This is a genomic window from Alteromonas lipotrueae (assembly GCF_019249215.1).
In the GTDB taxonomy this organism is placed as follows: Bacteria; Pseudomonadota; Gammaproteobacteria; order Enterobacterales; family Alteromonadaceae; genus Alteromonas; species Alteromonas lipotrueae.
This window is the reverse complement of sequence record NZ_JAESDI010000011.1, coordinates 1-26,234: the sequence shown is the minus strand read 5'-3', so window position 1 is coordinate 26,234 and position 26,234 is coordinate 1. Positions and strand designations below refer to the sequence as shown.

The window sequence follows — 26,234 nt, the reverse complement described above, 5'->3', positions numbered from 1 at the left end:
ACTAATTACGATGAGGGTTTACAAAGTCATTATACTGGACAACATCTTTCCATGGCACTCTTTGATCGCCCATTACCACAAAATCTGGGTTCTCTAGCGAATGACGCTGGTTATAAGTAAGTGGTTCGAAGTTCGCGGCAGCAATACTGCCCCCGGCTTCAGATACAATGCACTGTGATGCACCTGTATCCCACTCACCCGTTACGCCAATTCGCATAAATACATCGGCTTTACCTTCTGCAATAAAGCAGGCTTTCAGTGAGCAGCTTCCCAATGGTAGGGTTTGATAAACCCGCTTTGCACACATACGACCTAATACTTTCTCGCGGCTTTGCCTACGACTAATCGCAATCATAACCACGCTGTTTTTAGGATCATCAAGCTTACGGACGGCAATCTTCTCTTCCCCGTCGGGTGACGATTTAAATGCCCCTTTACCCTTTTCTGCAAAATAGAGCGATTGGCCAGGGGGCCAGAAAATAACACCAATCTTAGGCTGATTATTTTCAATAAGCGCAATGTTCACCGCAAAGTCACCACTTCTGGCGATAAACTCTTGGGTGCCGTCGATAGGATCGATAAGCCAATAACGCGGCCAATCTTTTCGCTCTTCCAAGCTGGCATGCTTATTTTCTTCAGACAGAATAGGAATGTTGGGGGTGGCGTCGCTTAAGCGTTTAACAATAATATCGTTGGCAAGGTAGTCGGCGCTAGTAACCGGAGAATCGTCTTCTTTTTGGTAAGCGTCAAAATCGCCTTTATCATAAACTTTAAGCACAGCTTCGCCGGCTTCAACGGCAACGGTTTTTGCGAGCTCTAATAGTTCGCTGTGGGGGTGTTCATCGGGCATAATCTATTGGTCCTTCAACCATTTTTGAGCAAGCAACAGCGCAGCGATACAGCGAGCTTCAATAAAATCTTCACGAGCCAGTAACGCGTCTGCCTCAGCAAGGGGCCAGTGAATGACTTCCAATGGCTCAGGTTCATCACCCTCTAGTTGTTCAGGGTATAAATCTCTTGCTATTACAATGGTCATGTTGGCATTAAAAAAGGTAGGTGCCATGCTAACTTTGTGTAATTCAATCAGGTCGTTCGCACCAAAACCTGCTTCTTCTTTTAATTCTCTATCGGCGGCTTCAAGGGCGGATTCGCCAGGGTCGATAAGGCCTTTTGGAAAGCCAAGTTGATAGGTGTGAGTACCTGCGGCATATTCGCGAATCAATACCATGGTATCTTTATCAATCATGGGAACAATCATGACGGCGCCACGATTGCCTCCTGCCATCCGTTCAAACTCCCGCGTTGCGCCATTAGAAAACTCTAAGTCTAGGCGCTCTACGCGAAAAAGCTTACTTTGGGCAACAATTTCCCGATTGTGAATTTGCGGTAATGGCTTGTTCGGGTCAATTTTTCGCATGTCTCTTGCTACAACTTTGTTATCATACCTACTGTAACTAGCTTACTTCATTATAAGGAAAATCGCTTGCCCTTTCTGCCCTGGAATGAAATTGATACGGTGTTGTTGGATATGGACGGCACCCTACTGGATTTGCACTACGACAACCGGTTTTGGCTAGACCATTTGCCAATACGTTTGGCTGAAATCAAAGGCATTCCAGAACAAGAATGTCGAGACATGATGGCCTCGCATTATGAAAAGGTGCACGGCCAAATTCAGTGGTATTGTCTCGATTATTGGGCAGAAACACTGGATATCGATATTATGCCAATTAAGCGTGAACTGGCGCATCTTATCGAAATTCGCCCCGATACCGTTCCCTTCTTGAAGGCGTTGCATCAATCTGGTCGCGAGGTGGTGTTAGTCACTAACGCCCACCCTGGTAGTTTATCGTTAAAAATAGAGCGTACACAGTTAGACGCGCATATCGATAAATTGATTTCCACGCACGAGTTTGGTGTCACGAAGGAGTCGCAGTTGCTGTGGCAGAAGCTGCGTGCACGCTTAAACTTTAATCCAGCGCGAACCTTGTTTGTAGACGACACCATACGAATTTTAGATGCGGCAAAAGAGTTTGGCATACAGCACCTTCTTGCGGTTGATAATCCAGATCACACGTTGCCTCATCGTAATATTTCCGAATTTCCTGCTGTTACCGACTATCGCCTAATGATTGAGGAAATCTTGGCAAACCCTGTCTCTAGCGACGAAGGAGGTAAACATGCTGAGTAAATTATTTGTAGGGTCTAAAAACCCCGTCAAGGTAAATGCGGCGCACATCACGTTATCCATTACCTTAGAGCAAGATTTCGATGTGTACGAAGTTGGCGTGCCTAGTGGGGTATCTGAGCAGCCAATGAGCGAAGAGGAAACTCGGCTAGGCGCGGTGAACCGTGTAAAAGCACTTATTGATATGCACCAAGACGACACCAACGATTCATGGTATGTGGCTATTGAAGGTGGTGTTGATGTGTTCGAAGACGGCCCTGCTACCTTTGCTTACGTGGCTATTTATAACGGCGGGCGTATGTCGATAGGCCGAAGTGCCAACTTGCCGTTACCGGTTAGTGTGTATCAAGCATTACAACGGGGCGAAGAACTAGGCCCAGTAATGGATAAGTTATTCAATACTACTAATGTGAAGCAAAAAGGGGGCGCGATTGGCTTGCTTACTCTTAACCACGCTTCTAGACAAAGTGTTTATGAAGTCGCGCTTACGCTAGCCATGGCAAAGTTTCATTTTCCCGATTTGTATACCGATTGATATACAAAATACACGCTGCTAACTGCCATTGAAAATGGCAAGGTAAATAGCTGTGTTTTACTTAAAATCACTCTGTAAGCCCTACCGAAATGGGGACAAATTTCCGTAATAATTTCTTATCGGGCTTTTCTCGAATATCGCTCATAACGTCTAATCATTAGTCTATCTTGTTGATCTTTCGTTGGAAATATTAGCCTGGCTAATCTGGCGCTGTAGTTGCACTACTTCCCATCACAAACGGATTAAGGAGTGTGACAATGAGCGAGACAATCAACACATATAACCCTGCAACGGGTGAGAAGTTAGATCATTATCATTTGATGTCAGCGGATGATGCAGAGCAAGCGGTAACCCGCTCGCAAGAAGCCTACTTAAACTGGCGCAGAACTTCTTTCGATGCCCGTGCCCAATTATTTAATAACCTTGCTGATTTAATGGAAGAGCGCATTGACGACTTAACCAGCCTGATGACCCGAGAAATGGGTAAGGTAACCGAGCAAGGTAAGCAAGAAGTGCAGCTATGTGCAAATATCTGTCGTTATACGGCAGAACATGGTGCCGAAATTCTAGAAGATGAACACCGCATTTTTGAAGGCGGTCGTGCCATCATCAGTTACCAGCCTATTGGCGTGATCTTAGGTATTCAGCCTTGGAATTTCCCCCTTTATCAGGTTATTCGCTACAGTGTTTCAAACATTATGGCGGGTAATACTACCGTACTTAAGCATGCTAAAAATGTATTTGGAATGGCCGTGGCTATCCAGCAAATGTATGAAGATGCAGGCTTCCCCAAAAACGTCTATCAGTCGTTATTGATTGATGGCGGTACGGCGAGTGACTTAATTAAGCATAAGCACGTTCGCGGCGTAACGTTTACAGGCAGTGATGAAGTGGGCAAGCAAGTTGCTAAAGAAGCTGCAAGTTTGTCTAAAAAGACGGTGATGGAGCTAGGTAGTAACGATGCTTTCATCGTACTTGCAGATGCCGATATCGACCAAGCGGTTGAAACCTGCATTATGGGCCGTGTTATCAATAACGGTGAAACCTGTGTAGCAGCTAAGCGCTTTGTTATCGTCGATAGTATTTATGACGAATTCAGAGATAAGTTTGTTGCCCAGTGCAAAAAACTTAAAGTAGGCGACCCTGCCGACGAAAATACCGATCTTGGTCCTATGGCACGTGAAGATTTACGTGATGAATTACATGACCAAGTTAAAGCGTCACTTGAAGCGGGTGCAACGCTATCGTTAGGCGGCGAAGTACCAGATAGTAGTGGTTATTTTTACCCTATCACTGTATTAGAAAATGTCTCACCAGGCATGCCGGCGTACGACGATGAATTGTTTGGTCCCGTGGCTTCACTAATTCGTGTTCGCGACGATAAGGAAGCCATGACAGTAGCAAATGATTCACGTTACGGCCTTGGTGGTGGTATCTTTAGTACTGATACAGACAATGCTATCGCCCTTGCTAAAAACGAGTTCGATACGGGTATGGTAAACATTAACGGTTATTCGTTAGCTCAGCCTAACTTGCCATTTGGCGGTGTTAAAGACAGTGGTTACGGTCGTGAGCATGGTGGTTACGGTATGCGAGAATTCGTAAATATCAAAACCATCATGATTGCAGAGCAACAAAACAGCTAAGCGTACCAATGCGGTTAGCCCACGGTGTTGGGCTAATCTGCAACAAGGCGCTGAATAGGAGTAAGTAGTATGTTAGTCACATCCATGAAATCTAGTTCAGCCCGTATTGCGAAGCCGCACGGTTCTAATGTAGGTACAAAACTAAGTATTGGGCTGGGGTTACTTACCTCAGCCTTTTTTGTTTGTGCAGCGCCTTCGGATAAACCGACAGCCAATCCAATAGCAAGAGCGGGTGATTCCGCTCAGCATTCGTTGCCGCAGCATGCATCAACGGATAAAAGCGCCACCACCGTATGCCGAGGGGTGTCATTACAAGTGCTTGGATCTGGTGGCCCAGAACTCGACGATGGTCGAGCTTCTGCATCCTACCTTCTTTGGAAAGACGAAAAGGCCAAAGTGCTGGTAGATGCAGGGAGTGGCAGTAGCGTTCAATTTGGCGCGTCGGGTGCTGATTTTACCGATGTAGACATCATCTTATTATCTCATTTGCATACTGATCATGCCGCCGACCTACCTAGTTTTATCAAGGGAAGCTATTTCACACGTCGAGATACAGATTTAACCGTGTATGGCCCTGCCGGTAACGACCTTATGCCAAGTACTCAAGCGTATCTTGATGCGCTGATAGGTAAAGAAGGGGCATTTAAATACCTGTCTTCTTATACCCAAGAAGGTGAAGATGATTATAAGGTGTCTGCACACACGGTTGCAGATACCACTTTTTCCACATCCATTAGTGATGATATCAGCATAGAGGCTATATCGGTGCACCATGGCCCAATCCCGGCGTTGGCGTGGAAAGTTACTATTGATAAATGTGTTGCTGTATTTTCAGGCGACACCAACAATGCGGATGGAACATTAGCCAACTTTGCTAAGCATGCTGATGTGCTTGTGTTGCATAATGCTATTGAAGATATTGAAAAGGGGGCGGGTAGCGCTGCAACCAATTTGCATATGACGCCTGAGCAAATTATTGAAATTGCAAAAGAGTCAAAAGCAAAACGTATTGTGCTTTCTCATATAATGAAGCGCAGCGAAGCAGGGCTAGATGGGCTTACTGAGGCTATTGCGGTTATTGCCCCCGGACGGGTGTTTGCCGCGCAAGACCTAATGAATATTCCATTGGTTAGCGACCTTACTCGTGAAGAAGGCCGCTAACTTATATAGCATTGCGCCTATTGTAATTTAATGGCGATATAACCATTCGCGTCGGGTTGTCCGAAGAATTTAGACGCCTGATGTACCTCTTGAGGAAGGCTATCATCTGGCTTAAATTTCCCGTCTACTTTAACTTTTTTCATGTCTGGGCTAACTACAGCATCAATAGAAAGGCCAAGTAGGTTTGGCTCGCTGACCACAATACCAATGTCATCACCCACACAGCGAAGTTTGGCAGAATAAGTGCCAAAGTCGATAGGGCCTTGTGTACCTGCAACTGCGGCATTCAACCAATCACCGGTGCCTTGTAGCGCCACACACTGAGGGCCAAAAGTAAGTTCGTCGAGCTTCACTTTAAATCGCCCGCTGGCATTCACTGGCAGAGGCAAATTCACTTGCGCCAACACGCGGTCGACGGGTAGGTAAACCGAAAAGTTTGTGGTTTCTACTTTGTTTGTATTAAACAAACTGGTTTTAAATGGCCCTTCAAAAGCAATGTCGTTTACATCGCGAATGTTCCCGGCTTTTACATGCGCACTGACCTTTCCAATCAGCAAAGCAAGGGGGCTAAGCTCCCAATTAACGTTATTAATAGGGAGTCCATTCACCACGATGGTTTGCGCCTTACCCGTCCATAATGTGCCACTGACACCACTAATCGATACATTTTTTGGCAAGTCTACTCTGCCAATCACCTGAATAGCAGGCATGTAAGCAATTGCAAAAATTAGAAAGGCAACAATGCCACCCACTAGCCAACCAAACTTAGACTTCATGCTTTTCCTAACTGTAAACGGCGAACTTTGATGTAACCTGGATCATCAGCTTCAGCAATATCGGCCTGAATGATGACAATGCCCATGCCTTCAAGGGTTTTTAACCATTCCAGCACATTATTAAAAGGGGCTTGGTCTATCCAAACTTGTAACTCATCATCTTGCGGTTGCATACGCGAAATAGCGATGCTGTGACTTGACGTAGTGCGGTTAACGGCTTGAGGTAATGAACCTCGAAAAGGCGTAGCGCGGTTGCTGCTTTTTCTTAGCTGTTGGGCGCGAACGGCACTGTCTTTTACCCATACCAGCAAGCTTTGTTGGTTATCTAGCAATTGTTTTTGCTGATGCAAAGCTGCATTAAGGGGCGACCATACCAAAAAATAAAATAAACCAATAACCACTACCACAGCAGAGATCATTACCAGTATTTGCTCGCGCTCGGTAAGCGCTTTAAATTTGCTGACTAGTGCGTTCACAACACACTCCTAATTGATACCGTGCCAATCACATTGTCATCACGGTTATTGATAGCCCCTTGCTCTACGGTAAATCCAGCACCTTCCGCCTGTCGGCGAAATTGCTCTAATGCCTCAAAGCTTTTACCTTGCGCTTGAATACGAATTTCGGTGCGGGTGGCATCAAACCGTAAAGTTTGTGGTTTTACTTGTGTGCTAGCAAAGGCTTCTGAAAGCTGATCTAGCATCACTAACATAGAGGCATCGCCGCCACTTTTTGATAATTTATCAAGCTCATATTGCAGCTTAAGCTTCACGTTACGATAAACGCCAATATTGGGAAACCCAGATTTTACCGCTTGATCTATTTCACTGGAGAGCGCCGCGTTATCAGATTTCAGCTGGTACAGGGTAACGGTTTTATCAACCAGGCTGGTACATAACACCAGTACCGCTAATACAGCCGCGACACGCCATTGTGCCCACGCATTGTTGCGAGTACGCTTTACTTTATACTCGCCCTGAAGCAAGTTGAAACTGCTCGACAACGCCTCTTTGGCTAGCACATGCATAGGTAGCTCAAGAGGGGCGTCATTTACCGTAATATTCGGCACACCACTTAAATCAATACCCGCATAGTTGGTAATGACAACCGGGGCTTCTTGTTGGCTGGTGAAATGGCCTAGGGTGGGTAACAACCACGCTTGCTCGCCCTGTATACCTTGAAAGGTATCTTGGCGTACCAACATTTGCTCGCCTAGAGTAAGTACAGACCAACCGTTTTCAGTTACCGGTACGGCGAGTACATCAGGAATTAGATGGTTACAGAACAAGCCTGCATCAGCTAACCATTGCTGCCACATTTGAAGTTTTGCATGACTTACCACGGCAACGGCTTGGCTATCGCCTACCTTAGGACCAATAGCAAAAAACTGTTCGCTAATATCAGTGGCTAATTCATCTTCAAGCATGAAGGGCAAAGCAGAAAGTACCTTTCTGCCCGCTCTTGGCGGTAACGCTACCCATTTAAGTAATATTTCGCTGCTAGGTGCCAATGCGATTACCGCACGCTGCCCAGCACGTTCCGCTAAGGTAGAAAGGGCGTCGGCATTGGGAAGTTCACCAGAAGCGATAATTTCTTCTTCGGCTGTAGACCATACTAGCCAGCTAATTGGGTCGGCCTCGGTGGCACCTAACCTAATCAGGAGTTGTTCCATTATTTTACGCCTCCAAACTCGCGCTTTATTATTTTTACGCCCGCGTCACTACTTGCGTTAAATACGGTAGAAAGTTGAAACGTTGCTTTATTGTAACGGGTCTTAGTGTGCAAAATAAAATACTCAGTGGTTACCGTAAACCATTCTTTTCGGCTATCAGATAAACTTAATGCTTCAACACTCGGCTCGGCCAGAAATTCGCTTACGTCTTCCCAGCCATCTTGTGGGCGGTTACCCAGCAAGCTAGTGGCTTGTTGTAAATCTAACCCCGTTAAGCCGGCTAATAGCGCAGCATGTTCTTCATCAATGGTATTCACATTAATGGCTAAGGCGTCGTTGTCGGGAATTACGCAAACCAGAGGGAGAATTTCATTCAACCAAACCGCAGAGACACCGTTAATAATACGCAATTCGCTTGTCGATGCCAGTAATCCGTTTGCTGCTAAGTAAGGAAACTCTCTCGACTCATATTCGCTATCTTCTGCGCCATAGGGGCGCATGTTGTCATCTTCATCTACCCAGTCGGCCAAACTGTCCCGCACGGTATCAGCGGTAAAGCTGTTTAGATCGTCTATTTCAAGCGCCAAAAGCATAGTGTGAAAGGCATCCATCGCTTCGGTAGCGCCATCACCACTATTCACGTTTGCGCTAGCGCTGCCTTGTAGAATAGCGTTTAAGTTAAAGCATGCTTGAAGGTCGGTAAGGTTCGCTTGTAAACCGCCATTGTCTAATGGGTACATAAATTCCTGTGCCCAAGGCTGGTCTAGCGAAATTTTATCACCGGTCTCTTCCATCAAGGTTTGAAGTGACTTTCTTGCAAAGGCCTCGGCTCCCAAGGCATACCAGTACGCTTGATTACTGTCTTTAATATTCATGGTGCGCTGAACTTGCAACTGCAAGCGGGTACCCATTTCAGTGGCCAATACAGACACCAGCGCCACAATCATTAGCACAATCATAAGCGCCACGCCTTGTTGGCGAGAAGGCAGCGAACGGGGTGTTTTTGTAGGCGCTTTGATAGCCGTTTTAATAAGAATGCCCATTACGCCGAACCTCCTGTTAAGGCAAACTCACGACGTACTAAACCAAAATCTTTACTCACAAACTCAATCGCCACCGCAGTGGGTAACGCTTCACCTTGGTAACTTTCACTCCAACTTAGATCGTCGCTGTCATCAGTACTACTTTCAGCGCTAATGAATTCAACGGTAAAACTTTCTATATTTTCAAGCAGGGTACGAGTCTTAGGTTCATAGCCAATAACATTATCGACGTAGTTGCTATAAAGGCGTTCTAGTCGGTCTTCATCAAGGCGATATGCCACGTATTGTAGGGTGCTTCGGGGCAACATGAGTTGAGGGTTGTGCCAACCGCCGCGCACAAAGCCAATACCATCGCCGTCACTATCATCTACCTCGCCGCCAGCCATTACTACGGTTTGGGTTTCCCCTTCAGCGCGAACTGGCCGTGGCACCGCTTGTTGAATATCACGCTCTATGATGACCATGGCACGTTGCAGTTGTTGTAACTTCTCAAAGCGCTCGCTAGATAAGTCGTTGCTATCAATTACCGTGGTTAGCAGGCCTGTAGATGCCAAACCAATGAGCGTAAAAATAGCCATGGCAATCAGAATTTCAATGAGAGTAAATCCGCGCTGCTTCATTAAGTGCCTGCGCTGGTGGGCTTGGCCACAAAGGTAGTTACTGACGTGACACTGCCAGAATAATCTGAATCTAAGCCTACGCTGATACTTACCGAGCGAAGTTCATCGTCGTTGGTTTTGGTTACTTTTTGCTGCCAATACCAAGTACGATCAGCCATTTCCATGCTGCCTTTTAAATTGTTCTTAGGTGGCCAAGTATCATCAAGCTGTAACTGGTTTAGCCGGTTACTGGCAACATAGCTGGCAAAGGTTACCGCTTCAATTTGCCCTACGTTATTTAAGTGATCCCCTGCGGCCTTTAAAATAGCCGTACCGGTTAAGGCAAAAATAAGCAGTGCCACCATGACTTCAAGCAGTGTCATGCCTTTTTGATTGTTGGGCGAATGCGAAAAAGGGCTTTTCACTGATCTGGGCTCTCAAAGGGGCCAGCCAATTCTAGTGGCGGAAACTCTTCATTGTTTAGCGCAAAATAAACGGGTTCGTCGTTAAAGTCGCCTTCATAGGCAAAACTAAGGCTGAAGGGGGTAATATCGCCGCTAGACATGATTAATATTTGCGGCGGTGGCAGTTTCTTTTCTTCTTCGCTGCCTATTTCAACACCATCTTCAGACACGCTTAAGGTTTCGTCGAATATGCCTCGGTCAAAAAGTTGGTCTTCTTTGGTCCAAGGCAAGTCGTCTAAATTTAGCGTAAATGAGAAGTCTTCAGGTAATGTGTGAGGTTCATAATATTTCTCGCCCTCAATACGTTGCCACTCATCATTTTCATCTAAAAAAACGAAGTAGTATTCGTTGTCTTTTTGCTCTATACGAATGCCAAGTTGCTGCTGGTTTAGCACAGCATAATCGCTTGCCATATCGACCAGTACTTGTAGTCGTTGGGCTTGGCTTTTTAGCAAGTCTGCTTTACTGGCGCCAAAGGCATTGAACATCACGTACCCAGCCGCTAACCCCATAAGCAACAGTACCAGCATCACTTCTAATAGCGTGAAGCCAGTGTGCTTGTTGTGAGGATGAAAGCGGCCAAGCATAAAATAACTTAGTTTAAGTATTCGTTAATGTTCCAGTTACCAATATCGTCATCGGTACCTGGTTCACCGTCTGGGCCATTTGAAAAAATGTCTACTACGCCTAATTCTCCTGGGCTAATTAGCGCATAAGGATTGCCCCAAGGGTCTTCTGGCAAACGCTTGATGAAACCGCCTTCTGGGTAGTTTCTTGGAATGGGATCAAGGGTTGGAGCGGTTACTAACGCTTCTAGCCCTTGCTCAGTCGTTGGGAACTTATTGTTTCGAAGCTTATACATTTCAAGCGCGCTTTCCATTTGCTGAATATCAACGGCGGCTTTTTTAAGTTGTGCCACTTCTTGGTTACCCAAAATTTGCGGCGCTACCATCGATGCCATAATGCCGATGATAAGTAGCACCACCATTACTTCAATCAAACTAAATCCAGAACTACGTTTTAAGGTTTTCATCAGATATTCACCATATTGTTTAAGGCCAAAATAGGCTGCAAAATTGCCATTACGATAAACAGCACTATGCCAGCCATCGACACGATAAGTAGAGGTTCAAATACTTTTAGTGAGACACCAACAAGGGCTTCAAATTCCCTATCTTGGTTATCGGCGGCGCGACCAAGCATTTGCTGTAATTCGCCAGACTTTTCACCCGATGCAATCATGTGCATCATCATTGGCGGGAAAATTTTTGTATTGTCGAGCGCAGCGCGCAAGCTGCTCCCTTCTTTTACATTAATGGCAGCATCGGCTACCTGATTCTTTATATGCTGGTTTTCAAGTACATCGCCAGAAATGCGCATAGATTCAAGTAAAGGCACGGCGCTGGCACTTAATATACTTAAGGTACGTGCAAAGCGAGCGGTATTAAGCCCGCGGGACACTTTACCAATAAGCGGAAGTTTCAAAATAACTTTGTGAAACCTTAGCTTCATCTTTTTCTGCTGAAGCACACGCTGAACAATTACCGCCAGAATAGCCACTACTACCAGCAAGATAAGGCCGTAATTTTGTAGCCAAGTACTCACCGAAATAAGTACTTGGGTAATACCTGGAAGGTCTTGCCCCATATGGTCGAATTGACCGACGATTTTAGGCACAACCACCGTCAGCAATAACATCACAATGCCGAAAGCGAAAAACAGCATGAGCGATGGGTAAATAAGTGCTTGGGTAATTTGACTGCGAGTTTGCTGGCGTCGTTCGGTGTAGTCGGCAAGGCGATTAAGTACCGTATCTAAGTGACCGGATTTTTCACCTGCCGCCACCATGGCGCGGTATAAGTCGTCAAATACACTAGGAAATTCAGACAAGGCATCGGCTAAACCATGACCTTCAACCACTTTGCTTCGAACAGCCATCATCATGTTCTTTTGACGGGGCTTTTCACACTGCTCGGCAACCGCCAGTAAGGCTTCTTCTACCGGTAAGGCAGATTCTACCAAGGTGGCCATTTGACGGGTTAACAGGGCCAGATCTGAGGCTGAAATTCTCGGTTTAAAAAACGAGAAACCACCACTTTTACCGTCACTTTTTCCGCGCTCGGTAACTTGTTCTACTTCTAAAGGAATGAGGCCCTTTTCACGCAATTGCTGGCGTACTTGGCGAGCATTATCGCCTTCCAGTACACCATTTGCGTTACGGCCACGGTTATTTACCGCTTTATAAGCGAAGGCGGCCATACTAATCCTCCTTGGTTACACGCAGGACTTCTTCTAAAGAGGTAACACCTGCAAGTACCTTACGACACCCGTCATCCCGAATACTGGGGGTAGAGTGCCTGATATATTTTTCAATGGCCTGTTCACCCACGCCTTCATGCATCATTTCGCGCACTTTCTCATTCACCAGCAATAACTCGTGAATACCCGTACGACCTCTGTAACCGGTTTGGTTACAGGCAGCGCAGCCGTGAGGTTGGTAAATGGTAAAGTTGCTATCGGCATCAATATTAAGGGCTTCACACTCTTGAGGATCGGGCGTGTGAGGGGTTTTACACTCTTTACACAGTGTGCGCACTAAGCGCTGCGATAATACCGCCAGTAAGCTTGAAGAAAGCAAAAAGGGTTCAATACCCATATCTTCTAAACGGGTAATAGCGCCAGCGGCGGTATTGGTGTGAAGGGTCGATAATACTAAGTGGCCGGTTAAACTGGCTTGAACCGCAATTTGTGCCGTTTCAACGTCTCGAATTTCACCTACCATCACCACATCGGGATCTTGTCGCAAAATTGCTCGTAGGCCGCGGGCGAAGGTCATATCTACACGGGGATTTACCTGTGTTTGACCAATACCGGGTAAGTCAAATTCAATAGGATCTTCTACGGTTAAAATATTGCGGTCGCGAGAGTTAATTTCGCTAAGGCCTGCATACAAGGTGGTACTTTTACCAGAGCCTGTGGGGCCGGTAACCAAAATAATACCGTGAGGCTTTCTAATTAATGAAGAAAAATGGTCGCGGTTTTGCTGGGTCATGCCTAAGTCTTTTAGGTTTAACCGTGCGTTGTTTTTATCTAATAAACGCAGCACCACACGCTCACCATGGCTAGACGGCATAGTAGACACACGTACATCTACTGCGCGGCCTGCAATGCGTAGGGTAATACGGCCATCTTGCGGTACCCGTTTTTCAGCAATATCAAGTTTCGCCATTACCTTAATACGAGAAACCAGCATGGAAGAGAGCTTACGATTGGGGCGTAAAATCTCTCGTAATACACCATCTACACGAAACCGAACCACTAACTGGTTTTCAAAGGTTTCAATGTGAATATCCGACGCGCCTTCTTTAATCGCTTCACCTAACATGGCATTAATCAGCTTGATGATAGGGGCGTCGTCTTCGTTATCTAATAAATCTTCGGTATCAGGTAAATCTTCCGCAAGGGCAAACAAATCGCTCTCGTTACCTAAGTCTTCCATTAACTGCTTTGCTGCAGAACTATCACGCTGGAATGCACTGGTTAGAAAGCTTTCGAACTCATCAGCAGCAATAGTTTTAGGTACAAAAGGCTCGCCGTAAAAGCGGCGTACTTCGGCAAACACTTCAAAAGGGGTGTTTTCCGTAAAATACAGCACAGCAGGAGTGACATTGGTTTCAAGCAATACCTGATTACGCTTAGCAAAGCTGAACGAAAGCTGGCGAGGGCCAGCCACGGCTTCTGGTAAGCCTTCTTCATCAACCATTGCTTCGAGCGCTTCTTCCTGTGCCTCTACCGCAAGGGTGAGTTGCTCGTCTTGACCTGCCATATTACTCGTTACCTTCATCAAGGTTGTCTTTCTCAGTCAGGTATTCTTCAAATGAAGGCGGCAAAGAAAGTTCATCATCCCAATTAGGCATACTTGGCGTTTCGGCATTAGGCATTAAAGAAATACCATCTTGCTGACGTTTTAGCTGTAAGGCTCGAATATAATTGTACTTACGATGACTAATAGAGTTCATGGTTGCGCCATCACGAACGATAGTTGGCTTTAAAAACACCATCAGGTTACGTTTACGTTTACTGGTAGACGTCGACTTAAACAAGTTACCAAGAATAGGAATGTCGCCTAATAAAGGCACTTTAGATACGCTTTCTTGAACGTCTTCATCTATCAAGCCGCCCAATACAATCGTGCCGCCATCATCCACGATAACCGTAGTTTTAATTTCGCGTTTATTGATAGAGATATCTACTGACGTAGCGCCGCTCACGCTAGATACTTCTTGTTCAATCAGCAGTTGTACTGCATCGCCTTCATTTATTTGAGGCGTAACTTTAAGTTTAATACCTACTTCTTGGCGCTCAACCGTCTGGAATGGATTCGAGTTATTAGACCCTGTTGTAGTACCTGTGATAATAGGAATTTCCTGACCTACAATGAAATAAGCTTCTTCGTTGTCCATGGTCGTAAGGTGCGGCGTGGCCAATACGTTTGAGTTAGTATCGGTGCTAACCGCTTGCACAACTGCGCCCCAGCCATTATCAATAATACCGGCGATTAAGCCATTGGCGCTGCCTAACAAGCTAGCAAGAGAAGTGTAATCACCTTCATCGGTAGTGGTGACTTCAACAACAGCACCTTCATCAGTCACATAGGCTTCGGTATCGGTAGTATCTTCTGCTTCTTTAACCGCTACAGCCAATGAACCTACAGGAATTACACCGTTGCTAAACTGTGTACCACCGCCACTTTCAGATACCCACTGAACACCCAAAGTAGTACCGTCGCTTTCAAATACTTCAACAATAATGGCTTCAACTTGAACCTGTGCGCGGCGAATATCGAGCTGACGTACCACTTCTTCCAGCGAGCGCATCATGTCAGGCTCAGCGGTAATGACTAACGCGTTTGAATCTTCATGAGCATCAATACTCACGTCACGATTTGACGAGCCACGGCTATTGGTGCTGCCACTTTTCTCTTCGGCTTGAATACTGGCAGAAACCCCTTGAAGCACTTTAACTAGGTCGTCGGCTTTGGCGTAGTTAAGAAACAGGACGCGAGTGTTACCGCTGGTTTCTAATTCCTGATCCATGCGCTCAATAAGGTTAATTAAACGTTGGCGGGCTTTAATATCACCGCTCACAATCACTGAGTTAGTGCGGTCGTCGGCAACTACGCGAGGGTCAGATTTTGCACCGGTATTCGTTTTACCTTGAGATTTATTAATGCTGTCGATAATACGCACCATTTCAGATGCTGAAGCGAAACGTAGCTTCACAATTTCAACTTCTTCGTCACCTGCACGGTCTACACGCTCAATAATTTCAACCAAGCGGTTTACTACGGCCGCACGGCCAGTAATCATCATTACATTTGAAGGGTCGTGGCTTACTACGTTACCACCGCCTGCTTGGTCGTTAAGCTGACGTAAAATAGGGGCTAATTCTCTTACCGGTACGTTATAAACAGGTACTACACGGGTGATCATTTCATCACCGTCTTTCGCTGAACCTTCTACTACGGGAATATTTGATGTTTTAGCATCTTTTGAGCGCACTACTTTTAAAATACCGCTAGGCATTTCAACTACAGCAAAGTCGTAAACCTGAAGCACGTTTAAAAAGAACTGATAATACTGATCTTCAGTCAGCATATCGTAGCTTCGAACACTAATTTTACCGCGAACATTTGGGTCGACAATAATGGTGCGCTCTAAGTTTTTACCCACAATATTAATGAACTCACTAATATCAGTGTCTTTAAAATTAGGCATATATTCAGCGGCTGTTACCGAGAAACAAAGAAGGGCCGTACACAGCGCTGTGCTTAGGCGAGATAACAATTTGTGGCTAGTGCGCCTTTTCATTCTGTCTTCCTTTAATTCTTATTCTGCTGATGGCTCAGGCAAATCGAGATACAGCGTGACAAAACTGCCATCACGAATGATTGTAAGTTCAATATTCTGAGCATTGCGAAGTTCAGATAGTGCTTCTTGGGATTGCTGCATGTCTGTCAGATCCAATCCGTTAATTTGTGCAATCACATCGCCGGCTTGAAGCCCCGCCGATTTAAATAATGCGGGTTCTTTACCTGGGCTAACTTGATAACCGACAAGCTGACCTTCTTCGGTTTTTGGCGAAATAGAAATGAAGTCGGTAAAGCTTGCTGGACGCTCTCGCAATGAAGCAGTTGCTTCAATGGCTTCTTCACTTAACTGCCTTGTATTGGGTTCGTCTCGTTCATCATGCACTGGCTGTGGACGACGTTTAGCTTGTTGTTGGCGACGCTTATTCGCTTCGTCGTAATCAATGCCATCTAACATCAAGGTTTCGTTTCTAACCCCATTTTTAATGATAACCCTGTCGCGGAATACTTGTTTTAGGGTGGCGTTAGTACCTTCAATTTTTTCACCTAAGCCATACACGGCTTGGCTATTGCGATTTTCAATAATCGCGGTGCTAGAGTCTTCATCCGAACTTGCCACCACACCGGTAAGCGTAAGGTTAAGACGCGTTTCAGGCGCATCGGTAACTGGCGCTTCTTCTACCTTTGCAGGCGCGGCTGCCGCGTTACCAAATAAATTTAATTGTTGTATTTTGCGTATGTTGACCCCACTTTGCCCTGAAGCCGTAGAAGGTATAGGCGCAAAACTCACTGCGGGAGTCGCAGATAATTGAGGTTCAGGTATAATTCGCCATAGTAGCTTAGCGGCAAAGGCTATTAAATATAGGCTCAGCAGCACCACAATTAACGTGTGAAGTTGTTTTTGGTTCTGGTTTACAAAAACAACCAGAGACTGTGGATTGAGTTTATCGAATGTCATGTCGCCACTTGATGGTACTGCTTATTATAAAAGTGAAAATTTGGTTAACCGCGCTTTGTCCGACCCATCATAGCCTAGTCGAGGTGGGGCTCACAACACTAAAGCCGCACCGTTACGAAATTATTACAAAGGTCTTATGGAAACGAACAATACATCACAAAATGTGAGGCTAGACAAGTGGCTATGGGCTGCAAGGTTTTTCAAAACCCGCGCCATTGCCAGAGACATGGTTCAGTCAGGAAAAGTTCACTACAACGGACAGCGCACTAAGCCCGGCAAGAATGTAGAGCTTGGTGCAGTGATAAAAGTTCCCTCAGGTTGGGATAACCGTGACGTTATTGTTCGAGGACTCAGTGATAAACGACTTAGCGCAGCACTTGCTCAAGACTTATATGAAGAAACTGAAACAAGTGTAACAAAACGTGAAGAAAACCAAGTTGCACGAAAATTGAACGCTTTTCATAGTCCTAAGCCAGAACATCGGCCAGATAAAAAACAGCGCAGACAAATTATTAAATTTAAGCAGCAGTAGAAGTACGCTGCCTAACAGGACAAGTTTATGAGTGATTTTGATAAATTACATCGATTTTTATTTACCCAAGCGAACGTTCGCGGCGAATTAGTTCGTTTAGATGAAAGCCTAAAGCAAATTGTGCACAGCTACGAATACCCCGTACAAATTCAGCGTTTGTTGGGGCAATTGGCAGCGGCAACGTCTTTACTTACGGCTACGCTTAAATTTAAAGGCGAAATTGCCCTACAAATTCAAAGTAAAGGGCCGGTAAGTTACGCGGTTATTAATGCCACCCATGAACAAACATTTCGTGGCGTTGCCCGCTGGGATGAAAGCCTAGAAACGCTGCCAGAAGCATTTGATGAGTTACTTACCGAAGCGGTGTTGGTGATGACCATCACTCCTGATGAAGGCGAGCGTTATCAAGGTATTGTGGCATTAGATAAGCCAACATTAGCTGAGTGTTTAGAAGAATACTTCGCTCAGTCTGAACAGTTAGCCACTCGCGTGCACTTAATGACTGACTTGCAAGATGAAAACAATGCCAGAGCGGCGGGTATGCTGCTTCAAGTATTACCAACAGATGCCAGCGCCACTGACATCACCCAAGCAACAGGGTTTGATCATATTGCTACGTTAACCGAAACGTTAACGGAAAAAGAAATGTTCTCGTTGTCGGTTGAAGACATTCTTTATCGTTTGTATCACCAAGAAGAAGTGGAAGTATACCCTGCGAAAGCGGTTAGTTTTGCGTGTACGTGTTCTAAAGAACGTAGCGCAGAAGCACTTCGTAATATCGATAAAGCTGAGCTTTTATCGATAGTGAAAGAAGATGGCGACATTAAAATGAATTGTCAGTACTGCCATGCAGAATATCGTTTCGATAGCATTGATATTGAGGCGATTCACAATGGTAATGCACCCTCACCTGATACTAATCAATAAGGGTACACTCCCGCCCCTAAAATAAGAAAACAAAAAAGAAAACCTCTTAATTCACTTTCCCTTTACAGCATATGTTGTAAGGGGAAGTTGATAAAAAAACACGTATCCCGTTTTGTATCCCTCCTCAAAATAAAAAATGTAATTTTATTACGCTTTTTTCGAAAGTTGATCCAGATTAATAATCAGTATTCTTTATAGAAATAACGCTATGCCCTTATTTACTTTAGACTCAGTTAAATGATACTTTTTGAAAGTGCTATTGAAAGATTACATTAAGGGTTACGGTTATGAGTGTGGCAGCGTCTTTAAAAACGGATTTAAAAATCTCTCCATTGGTTGATTTGCCTAGCGCCGAATTAATCGAACGCGCGATTAAGCGGGGCGAGGGTGTGTTAGATACTAACGGGGCTTTGGTCGTTGAAACCGGCGAAAGAACTGGTCGCTCACCAAATGATAGGTTCATCGTAAAAGAGCCTTCCACTGAGAATGAAATCGATTGGGGCAAGGTTAATAAGCCATTTGATGCTACTAAATTCGATGCCTTGTGGAACAAAGTAGAGGCCTACCTAACTACTCAAGAGCATTTTCTATCACACCTTCAAGTGGGCTCAGATCCTGCGCATGCACTCCCTTTAGAAGTAAGAACGCAAACTGCGTGGCAGCACGTTTTTGCGCGTAATCTTTTTATCGTGCCAGACAAATGGAACGTCAATAACGAAAGCCCGTGGCAAGTATTAAATGTTCCTGGGTTTGTGTGTGACCCAGAGCGTGACGGCACCCACAGTGATGGCGTGGTAGTGATTAATTTTGCTAAAAAACGTGTGCTTATTGCCGGCATGAGATACGCCGGTGAAATGAAAAAAGCCATGTTCTCGGTTCAGAATTTCTTACTTCCTGCGAAAGACATATTACCCATGCACTGCTCTGCCAACGTAGGCGAGCAAGGCGATGTCACTTTGTTCTTTGGTTTATCGGGTACAGGTAAAACCACGTTATCTGCCGATCCTAAACGCTTTTTAATTGGCGATGATGAACACGGTTGGGGCGAAGGCAGTGTGTTTAATATTGAGGGCGGCTGCTACGCAAAATGTATCGACCTTTCGCAAAAGAACGAACCGGTTATTTGGGACGCCATTAAGTTTGGCACTATTTTAGAAAACGTTGTGCTAGACGATACTCGCACCCCAGATTACAAAGATACGTCGCTAACCCAAAATTCACGGGCGGCTTATCCATTAAGCCACATTGAAAAGCGGGTTGAAGCAAACCGTGGCGGCGAGCCTCGCTCTGTCGTATTTTTAACCTGTGATGTAAGTGGTGTGTTACCGCCTGTATCAGTACTAAGTGAAGAAGCGGCGGCCTATCATTTCTTAAGTGGCTACACGGCAAAAGTGGGCTCAACAGAGATTGGTTCAACCTCTGATATTGAATCGACCTTCTCTACCTGTTTTGGGGCACCCTTTTTCCCACGCCCAGCAGGCGTGTATGCCGAGTTATTAATTAAACGTGTTAAAGCGTTCAATGCCAAAGTGTACTTGGTGAATACCGGTTGGACTGGTGGGCCTTATGGTACAGGTCAGCGTTTCGACATTCCTACTACCCGCGCCATTATCGATGCCATTGTATCGGGTGATTTAGCCAATGTTGAAACCCAACATATTGAAGGCTTAAACCTTGATGTGCCTGTTGCAGTATCGGGCGTTGACGATAATTTATTAGTGCCTAAGCAAACCTGGAATGATGCAGGAAAATACGAAGAATACGCACAGAACCTAGTCAATAGCTTTAAGCAGAATTTTGAGAAATACGATGTTAGTGACGCCATTGTTAAGGCGGGCCCTGGCTACTAATTCTTGCTGCGTTTTTTTAGGGCGCAGTTAGATGTTAGGGGAGGCAACCCTTCCCTTCCCAACCTTCATCACACTCAACGTGATTGATGTTTTGCCCGCGCTTAGCCGCGGGCTTTTTTCGTTTGGTCGTAAATGAGTGTAAATGATATTGACTAAAACAAAAATTTGATGTTGATAAAATGTGCTGATATATTCACATTTTATTCAGGGAAGAACAAAATGTTTTTAAAAAAGCTCCTCTTTATTTGGTGCGTTGTATTTTCTTTATCTGTGCAAGGTAATCAGCTCACAAATGAAACGACCATAAAATTTCTTGAGAGCTGGACTACTACCTCAGGTGATTTGTACGTTAAAACAAATGAAAGCTCGGTCGCCAATCCCGCTTCTTGCTCTAATTCGAGTGTCTATGTTCTCCCCAAAAATGCCCCAGAAATAACTCAAAGTATGTTGTTAGCATCTATACACGCAAACTCAACCTTGAAACTGACAATTTATGGTGGTGGCTGCTATTACAATCGTCCTCAGATCGTGGCTGTTAAAATCATAAATTAATAATCAAAATTAAATAAAACCAAACTTACTATCAGGAATTCGGGATGAGTAGCAACTACCTGTTGAAAATGTGTTTAATATTAGCGTTGGGCGCAATGTTAATGTCTCCTAATATCTATAGCTCAACATGGGTACCAATTAGAGTTGGAGATATAACAACATTTACGCCATTGCCTAAGCTAGAATCATTTGATTACGGTACGTTTCAGCAAGGTACGTCCATTTCGGTGAATGTAGGCTCAACAGACAGTACACAAGCATATTATTTCAGAACCATCGATACTCAAACAGGGTCGCTCGGTGCATGGCAATGTTCTACGGCACAAGCGGTTGCCGCTCAGAATAATAGCGTTATAGCAACCACTAATCAGGAAGGCCACTTTAAGGTAGAGGTTTCGGCCTGTATGACAGGAAACGGATGCGATGTGCAAGCATATACTTCCGGTGCGCTGGCTTGTTCTGAAACCGTTGCATCTGCTTCTGTTGAGGTGATGGATACCGGCGTGGTGACCACTCCATCCACAACGAATTCTACATATCAGTATGTTGCTACAACGGGGGCTGAGTTCAGAGTGAACGAATTAGGTGCAGCAACATACCAAGTCCCATTTCAGATTCCTCAAGGTACGGCTGGTGTCCAACCTAGTTTAGGCATTTCTTATTCAAGTAGTGGTGGTGATGGTATTGCAGGTAAGGGGTGGAATATATCTGGAGCATCAGCAATCACCAGATGCCCAAAGAATTTTGCTCAAGATGGGGCTATTGCAGGTGTTCGGTTTAGTAAAGGAGATAGGCTGTGTTTGGATGGACAAAGGCTCATAACAAACAAGTCACTGAGCACTAGTACATCCGATTTATCTGAAATTAAACAATTAACATCGGATAGAGGGGTAAGTGACGGTTCTTATTGGTCAAAAAACGCCCGTTTTCATACAGAATCAGATTCTTTTAGTTATATTACTCCTCATTACGATTCTGCGGGTAGCTATTTAAAAGCGTTTACTGTGGAAACTAAGTCGGGTGAAATTCACTACTACGGTTTGCTTAACCACGTTACAGGTAATTCCAAATTAAATAATACTCAGTTAAGAACCAGCTTTAAAAATAGAGATGGAGTTGTTGAGAATGGTACTGATAGTTTTGTTCAGCTAGCCACAAATGCAAATAGAGCCCGAATGTGGGCGATAAAGGCTATCAAAGATGTAAAAGGCAACTATATACTTTTTAGATACGGAGAAAATTTTACTAAAGGCCAACATTATTTAGAGGAAATTCAATACACAGGCAACGCTTCGCATGGCGTGAACCCTTACAACCGCATAGATTACAGGTATAAAACTAATCCTAAACCATCGGTCGGCTGGATTACTGCAAACCCTGTATCAAATGACAAGTTGCTAGATAAAGTGGTTATCTTTGCCGATTCATCTGAGTTTAGAACTTATAAATTTAGTTATCATACTTCGCCCTATTTGGATGAAGCGAATAATCTTGAAAAGATTACTGAGTGCGTCGGCAGTTCATGCCTTAAACCATTAACGTTTAAGTGGCAGAAAAAAGCTGAAATTACATCTTCTACTGTAAATAGCGCTTTTAAGCCTTTTAGCTCATCTGGCACAAAGGTGACTAATACATCTAACTATAGTAAAGCGAGAGTTTTCGATATTAATGGTGATGGGTACTCAGATATTGTGTATGTAAGGGGGTCTTCCTGGAAAGCTAAGTTAGGGCCAAGCTACAATACAGAAACGCACCTATACGCAGGCTCCACTGGTAAAGCTGAATACGCACAAGTGCTAGACTATAACGGAGATGGTGTCTTAGATCTCTTGGTTGCTCAATCTGCCACTAGCAATTGGATAGTAGTTTCCTACGACCGAGAATTTAAAGCGGTACAAAATCAATGCCGTTATGGAAGTAGAACCCCAAACTGTAACTATAACGCAACCGTTAATTACAATAATACAAACAGAAAAGCGATAGGGCTTGCAGGCGCGGCTCAAATCCTTGATATCGATGGCGATACGTTAGGCGACATCGTTTTTGGTCAAAACAACGCAATAAAATACTATCGAAACCAAGGCGACGGTACCTTTAGCGAAGCTAAAACCGCAATTTCAATTAGTTCTCAGGCAGGCGATTTAGGTTTCAATCGTATTGCTTACCGTCACACTGCAACAATGAAAAATGCTTCTGCAATGGACATTAATGGAGATGGGCGCTCTGATTTGATATTTCATGAGCAACATAACAGTGGTTATTGTGAAGGTGCTAATTATCAAGAAATGGGTGATTGTGAATATGAGGGGGGGGTATGGCAACACGAATCTAGTCACTACTGGAAGTTATTCGTAGCGAACGGCGATGGAACGTTTACAGAGAAACAAGTGTTAAGTGAAAGTGCGGAATTAGATTACCACGTTGCTGATTTAAACGGCGATGGTCTAAGTGATATTGTAATAAGAACCGCTTCCAGTTGGAACTATAGGTTATCTAACGGAAATATATTCTTAGGGCTACGCGAATTAAAAACGACCGCAGGCGCTAAATTTGGAATAGATAGGGATGATAAGCATCTCGCGATGTTTCTTGATGTATCTCAAGATGGAAAAACCGATATTCTTGTACCTAACTCAACAGGTACCCAGTGGAAAATATTATTCACCCGCGTCTATCCAGGTGACCCTACTAAAATTACAGCGGACTATCGCGGACTATTTAATTTTGATGAAAATAGAACCATTCAATTTGGCGATGCTAATGGTGATGGTAAATTAGACTTGTTCCAAAGTAACGGCAACTGGTATGTACATTATGCTGGAATGTCGGGACGACCTGAAAATGTTATTACAGAGTTTACGTCCCCTTTCGGTGTTAAAACTACGGTCAAATATGGTTATATAACTCAACCTTCTATTTATTTTAATGATGCTTCTTCTGAATGGGCTAAAGATGGTAACCCCGACAAAGACTACTTTGCTCCCCAATCAGGCTTTTCTGTGGTTTCAACTGTCTCTACTCAAACGAATACGTCAGATACTAACTCTGTCCTATACGAATATGGTGGATTACTAGTTCATAAAAATGGTCGTGGAATGTTGGGCTTTGAGCGCCTGAGAACACGAGATCTACAAACTTGTGGTACTGAGACTATTGAACCTTCTATACCCAAATACGAAGATGGGTACTACGATTACGGTGGGACTGTTCAAGTAGCGGATAGTGCGACTTGTATGACCACAGAAACACAATATCATCAACGTTACCCGTTTACAGGAATGCCAAAATCTACGGTACAAACATTAGGTATTGGTGATAACTCAATTCTGATCTCTGAGGCCAATAATACAGCAGACGTTAAATTAACCGCTAACGGCGGGGTGTTTGCTTATATTAAAAGCTCAAAAGAGACGTCATACAGTTTGAACAGCGCGTTTTCGTCATCCTCAAAACAATCAGTTGTAGATTCTGAGTTTAGTTACGACAGCTACGGAAATCAGCTAACTTCTCAAATTTACGAGCGTCATCCGACTAATCCAAGTAAATATTATCGGTCAACGAAAGTAACAAACACGTACGGTACATCGGTTAAGTACAAAACATTTGGGCGCCTAAGTGATTCATCGGTTGTCAAAACTCTCTATCACAACGGAAGCGCTGTAGAGCATGCGCCAAACGATAAAACGGTTAATCGATCGTCGAAGTTTGAGTATTATTCTGACTCATTGATGATTAAAAAAGAGATTGTGAGTCCTACCAATAATAGTCATAAATTAGTGACGACGAATGAATATGATAAATTCGGTAACAAAACTAAGGTGTCAACCGTAGGTGCTTCTGGTAAAAGTGGTACGTTGTCTCAAACAAGAAGCTCGGCTACAGCCTATGATGGTAGGGGGCAATACACAATAAGCTCAACGGATTCATTGGGCTATAAAACCATAACATCCGTTTCCGGGAATGGCGGCGGAAGCAAAGGAAGAATATCATCGATTACTTCTACCAGTCCAAATGGTACAACATCGAAAGTGTATTTTGATAATTTTGGTGGTAAAAAAGAAACTAGAATTACGGCAGGAGGCGCTAATGATCCAACCATTATCAGCCGTCAATATCCAGCCTATTGCGCAACCTCTGGGGTTGAGTGCTACAACAGCAGCTTATTTCCAACAGCTTACTATCGCATAATAAGCGTGTCCCCAGGAAAACCTGAAAGTCAGGCGTTTTTTGATAAATGGGGTCGGCAGGTAGGGTCTAGAACTCAGGCTTTCAAAGCTGGTGACTGGACCGTTACTGTTACAGAGTATGACAGCAACGGTAACCCTTCAAAAACCTACGAGCCCAAGCTAAATGCAAAATCATCCTATTTCACGTCATACGAATACGACAGGCTTAAGCGCGTTGCAAAAGAAGTTAAGCCAAGAGGGACGGTAACTCGAACCTATAGCGGGAACACCGTAAAGACAGTTAACGAAAAGAACTTAATTCATAAAGAGATTCGAAGCTATTTAGGGCATATCGAAACGGTAACGTCAGGTTATGTTAGTAGCAATGGGAGCGATGTACAGACCTCTAAGTTATATTATAGGCATTCAGCAAATGGCGACTTGTTGTGGGTAAATGTTTATTCAAATAATACTTATAGTCATCGACAAGTAACCAACAGTTTTAATGATTTGGGCCAAAAAATATCCATGACTGATTTGGATAAAGGGAGCTGGTCTTACGCTTACAATGCATTTGGCGAGTTGGTAGAGCAAAAGAATAGCAGCAACCAAGTCACTAGTTTTGTATATGATAAAGCTGGCAGAAAAAAGAGTCGAAAAGACAGCGACGGTTTTACTCATTGGCTGTACGACTCAGGCGCTTTCGCAAAAGGTAAATTACATGAAGTTGCCTACTTTAAGGGCAAGTCATCGGCCTCGGGCACGCCTACACATAGGGAAAGGCCAACTTACAGAAGTATGGGGCTAGTTGCTGCAAACGATGTATTAATAGATGGAGAGAGCTTCAGAACTGAGTTTGGCTACGATAAGTTAAATCGTCTTTATTACACTCAATACCCAGCAAATAACTTCACAATTAAGCAAACATATACCGCGTTGGGTTTCCCATCTAAGACTATTAATGCAACGCCCGGCCATCGTGAATACGGAAAAGTCTATCAAGAAGTGACCCAAGTTAATCATCGTGGGCAAGTAAACCAAGTGAAGTATGGTAATGGGGTTACCGAAAACAAATCATACGAGTCGGATACAGGGTGGTTAAGTACACTTAACGTTCAAAAAGGGACAAATTACGCAAACCCCTATCATAGTCTAATTTATTCATATGATGACCTTGGAAATTTAGAAACAAGAGACCATGCTTTTGCGTCTTCAAGTGCAACAGACTTTACTGAAAGCTTTGGGTACGATGAGCAAAACCGCCTAAAATACAGAGACCGGAAAGTTAATGGCTCT

General features: G+C 44.3%; 22 protein-coding genes. 8 read left to right on the top strand and 14 right to left on the bottom strand.

The window, feature by feature from the left end; genetic code table 11:
• Nucleotide 1 precedes the first annotated feature (1 nt).
• The gene (gene cysQ, locus JKP82_RS14085; protein WP_159534080.1) at nt 2–850 is read right to left on the bottom strand and encodes a 3'(2'),5'-bisphosphate nucleotidase CysQ; all 849 of its coding nucleotides are present in this window, start codon (nt 848–850) and stop codon (nt 2–4) included.
• Nucleotides 851–853: 3 nt separating this feature from the next.
• Nucleotides 854–1,417, bottom strand: coding sequence for an ADP compounds hydrolase NudE (gene nudE / locus JKP82_RS14080; protein WP_218397520.1), 564 nt, complete (start codon nt 1,415–1,417; stop codon nt 854–856).
• A gap of 66 nt (nt 1,418–1,483) precedes the next feature.
• Here nudE and yrfG point away from each other — a divergent pair, with 66 nt between their 5' ends.
• From yrfG to JKP82_RS14060, 4 genes are all read left to right on the top strand, one after another.
• Nucleotides 1,484–2,191, top strand: coding sequence for a GMP/IMP nucleotidase (yrfG, locus tag JKP82_RS14075; protein WP_218397518.1), 708 nt, complete (start codon nt 1,484–1,486; stop codon nt 2,189–2,191).
• On the top strand, nt 2,181–2,723 hold the full coding sequence (gene yjjX, locus JKP82_RS14070) for an inosine/xanthosine triphosphatase (RefSeq protein ID WP_218397516.1): 543 nt from the start codon (nt 2,181–2,183) through the stop codon (nt 2,721–2,723). Before yrfG ends, yjjX begins: the two co-directional genes overlap by 11 nt.
• Before the next feature lie 257 nt (nt 2,724–2,980).
• Nucleotides 2,981–4,369 (top strand): NAD-dependent succinate-semialdehyde dehydrogenase, encoded by a 1,389-nt coding sequence (locus tag JKP82_RS14065; protein WP_211070247.1) that lies wholly within the window; start codon nt 2,981–2,983, stop codon nt 4,367–4,369.
• 69 nt (nt 4,370–4,438) lie between these two features.
• Complete coding sequence (locus JKP82_RS14060) at nt 4,439–5,530, top strand: MBL fold metallo-hydrolase (RefSeq protein ID WP_218397514.1); 1,092 nt, start codon at nt 4,439–4,441, stop codon at nt 5,528–5,530.
• A gap of 17 nt (nt 5,531–5,547) precedes the next feature.
• Here JKP82_RS14060 and JKP82_RS14055 read toward each other — a convergent pair whose 3' ends face one another.
• From JKP82_RS14055 to gspC, 12 genes are read right to left on the bottom strand one after another with little or no spacing between them, the layout of a single operon-like run.
• Nucleotides 5,548–6,306, bottom strand: a complete 759-nt coding sequence (locus JKP82_RS14055) for a type II secretion system protein N (protein ID WP_013786676.1) — start codon at nt 6,304–6,306, stop codon at nt 5,548–5,550.
• Nucleotides 6,303–6,782, bottom strand: a complete 480-nt coding sequence (locus JKP82_RS14050) for a type II secretion system protein M (protein ID WP_159534070.1) — start codon at nt 6,780–6,782, stop codon at nt 6,303–6,305. The genes JKP82_RS14055 and JKP82_RS14050 overlap by 4 nt, the downstream gene beginning before the upstream one ends.
• Nucleotides 6,779–7,978, bottom strand: coding sequence for a type II secretion system protein GspL (gspL, locus tag JKP82_RS14045; RefSeq protein WP_013786674.1), 1,200 nt, complete (start codon nt 7,976–7,978; stop codon nt 6,779–6,781). The genes JKP82_RS14050 and gspL overlap by 4 nt, the downstream gene beginning before the upstream one ends.
• Nucleotides 7,978–9,021 carry a type II secretion system minor pseudopilin GspK gene (gene gspK, locus JKP82_RS14040; RefSeq protein ID WP_218397512.1) on the bottom strand — a complete coding sequence of 348 codons (1,044 nt, stop codon included), beginning with the start codon at nt 9,019–9,021 and terminating at the stop codon, nt 7,978–7,980. Before gspK ends, gspL begins: the two co-directional genes overlap by 1 nt.
• Nucleotides 9,021–9,641, bottom strand: a complete 621-nt coding sequence (gene gspJ, locus JKP82_RS14035; RefSeq protein ID WP_013786672.1) for a type II secretion system minor pseudopilin GspJ — start codon at nt 9,639–9,641, stop codon at nt 9,021–9,023. Before gspJ ends, gspK begins: the two co-directional genes overlap by 1 nt.
• Nucleotides 9,641–10,045: a type II secretion system minor pseudopilin GspI gene (gene gspI, locus JKP82_RS14030; RefSeq protein WP_309475339.1), complete on the bottom strand. Its 405-nt coding sequence runs from the start codon at nt 10,043–10,045 to the stop codon at nt 9,641–9,643. The genes gspJ and gspI overlap by 1 nt, the downstream gene beginning before the upstream one ends.
• The gene (gene gspH, locus JKP82_RS14025; protein ID WP_013786670.1) at nt 10,042–10,671 is read right to left on the bottom strand and encodes a type II secretion system minor pseudopilin GspH; all 630 of its coding nucleotides are present in this window, start codon (nt 10,669–10,671) and stop codon (nt 10,042–10,044) included. The genes gspI and gspH overlap by 4 nt, the downstream gene beginning before the upstream one ends.
• Before the next feature lie 8 nt (nt 10,672–10,679).
• Complete coding sequence (gspG, locus tag JKP82_RS14020; RefSeq protein ID WP_013786669.1) at nt 10,680–11,117, bottom strand: type II secretion system major pseudopilin GspG; 438 nt, start codon at nt 11,115–11,117, stop codon at nt 10,680–10,682.
• The gene (gene gspF, locus JKP82_RS14015; protein ID WP_126872108.1) at nt 11,117–12,343 is read right to left on the bottom strand and encodes a type II secretion system inner membrane protein GspF; all 1,227 of its coding nucleotides are present in this window, start codon (nt 12,341–12,343) and stop codon (nt 11,117–11,119) included. Before gspF ends, gspG begins: the two co-directional genes overlap by 1 nt.
• A 1-nt stretch (nt 12,344) precedes the next feature.
• Nucleotides 12,345–13,910 carry a type II secretion system ATPase GspE gene (gene gspE, locus JKP82_RS14010; RefSeq protein ID WP_013786667.1) on the bottom strand — a complete coding sequence of 522 codons (1,566 nt, stop codon included), beginning with the start codon at nt 13,908–13,910 and terminating at the stop codon, nt 12,345–12,347.
• Nucleotide 13,911: 1 nt separating this feature from the next.
• Nucleotides 13,912–15,954: a type II secretion system secretin GspD gene (gene gspD / locus JKP82_RS14005; RefSeq protein WP_218397510.1), complete on the bottom strand. Its 2,043-nt coding sequence runs from the start codon at nt 15,952–15,954 to the stop codon at nt 13,912–13,914.
• An 18-nt stretch (nt 15,955–15,972) separates the two neighbouring features.
• Complete coding sequence (gspC, locus tag JKP82_RS14000; protein ID WP_218397508.1) at nt 15,973–16,911, bottom strand: type II secretion system protein GspC; 939 nt, start codon at nt 16,909–16,911, stop codon at nt 15,973–15,975.
• 136 nt (nt 16,912–17,047) lie between these two features.
• Between gspC and hslR the strand changes: the two genes are divergently transcribed.
• From hslR to JKP82_RS13980, 4 genes are all read left to right on the top strand, one after another.
• Nucleotides 17,048–17,443 carry a ribosome-associated heat shock protein Hsp15 gene (gene hslR / locus JKP82_RS13995; protein WP_013786664.1) on the top strand — a complete coding sequence of 132 codons (396 nt, stop codon included), beginning with the start codon at nt 17,048–17,050 and terminating at the stop codon, nt 17,441–17,443.
• A gap of 27 nt (nt 17,444–17,470) precedes the next feature.
• Nucleotides 17,471–18,370 (top strand): Hsp33 family molecular chaperone HslO, encoded by a 900-nt coding sequence (gene hslO, locus JKP82_RS13990; RefSeq protein ID WP_159534064.1) that lies wholly within the window; start codon nt 17,471–17,473, stop codon nt 18,368–18,370.
• Nucleotides 18,371–18,657: 287 nt separating this feature from the next.
• On the top strand, nt 18,658–20,220 hold the full coding sequence (locus tag JKP82_RS13985) for a phosphoenolpyruvate carboxykinase (RefSeq protein WP_218397507.1): 1,563 nt from the start codon (nt 18,658–18,660) through the stop codon (nt 20,218–20,220).
• A 596-nt stretch (nt 20,221–20,816) separates the two neighbouring features.
• A partial coding sequence (locus tag JKP82_RS13980) for an FG-GAP-like repeat-containing protein (protein WP_218397505.1) occupies nt 20,817–26,234 on the top strand: 5,418 nt, incomplete at its 3' end.

Excerpts from the sequence above, each read along its gene's own strand:
- gspE (WP_013786667.1), bottom strand. The coding sequence starts at position 13,910 with ATGGCAGGTCAAGACGAGCAACTCACCCTTGCGGTAGAGGCACAGGAA.
- gspG (WP_013786669.1), bottom strand. The coding sequence starts at position 11,117 with ATGAAAACCTTAAAACGTAGTTCTGGATTTAGTTTGATTGAAGTAATG.
- gspK (WP_218397512.1), bottom strand. The coding sequence starts at position 9,021 with ATGGGCATTCTTATTAAAACGGCTATCAAAGCGCCTACAAAAACACCC.
- hslR (WP_013786664.1), top strand. The coding sequence starts at position 17,048 with ATGGAAACGAACAATACATCACAAAATGTGAGGCTAGACAAGTGGCTA.
- gspH (WP_013786670.1), bottom strand. The coding sequence starts at position 10,671 with ATGCTTGGCCGCTTTCATCCTCACAACAAGCACACTGGCTTCACGCTA.
- nudE (WP_218397520.1), bottom strand. The coding sequence starts at position 1,417 with ATGCGAAAAATTGACCCGAACAAGCCATTACCGCAAATTCACAATCGG.
- JKP82_RS14065 (WP_211070247.1), top strand. The coding sequence starts at position 2,981 with ATGAGCGAGACAATCAACACATATAACCCTGCAACGGGTGAGAAGTTA.
- gspL (WP_013786674.1), bottom strand. The coding sequence starts at position 7,978 with ATGGAACAACTCCTGATTAGGTTAGGTGCCACCGAGGCCGACCCAATT.
- gspD (WP_218397510.1), bottom strand. The coding sequence starts at position 15,954 with ATGAAAAGGCGCACTAGCCACAAATTGTTATCTCGCCTAAGCACAGCG.
- JKP82_RS13985 (WP_218397507.1), top strand. The coding sequence starts at position 18,658 with ATGAGTGTGGCAGCGTCTTTAAAAACGGATTTAAAAATCTCTCCATTG.
- cysQ (WP_159534080.1), bottom strand. The coding sequence starts at position 850 with ATGCCCGATGAACACCCCCACAGCGAACTATTAGAGCTCGCAAAAACC.
- gspJ (WP_013786672.1), bottom strand. The coding sequence starts at position 9,641 with ATGAAGCAGCGCGGATTTACTCTCATTGAAATTCTGATTGCCATGGCT.
- yjjX (WP_218397516.1), top strand. The coding sequence starts at position 2,181 with ATGCTGAGTAAATTATTTGTAGGGTCTAAAAACCCCGTCAAGGTAAAT.
- gspF (WP_126872108.1), bottom strand. The coding sequence starts at position 12,343 with ATGGCCGCCTTCGCTTATAAAGCGGTAAATAACCGTGGCCGTAACGCA.
- JKP82_RS14060 (WP_218397514.1), top strand. The coding sequence starts at position 4,439 with ATGTTAGTCACATCCATGAAATCTAGTTCAGCCCGTATTGCGAAGCCG.
- hslO (WP_159534064.1), top strand. The coding sequence starts at position 17,471 with ATGAGTGATTTTGATAAATTACATCGATTTTTATTTACCCAAGCGAAC.
- gspC (WP_218397508.1), bottom strand. The coding sequence starts at position 16,911 with ATGACATTCGATAAACTCAATCCACAGTCTCTGGTTGTTTTTGTAAAC.
- JKP82_RS14055 (WP_013786676.1), bottom strand. The coding sequence starts at position 6,306 with ATGAAGTCTAAGTTTGGTTGGCTAGTGGGTGGCATTGTTGCCTTTCTA.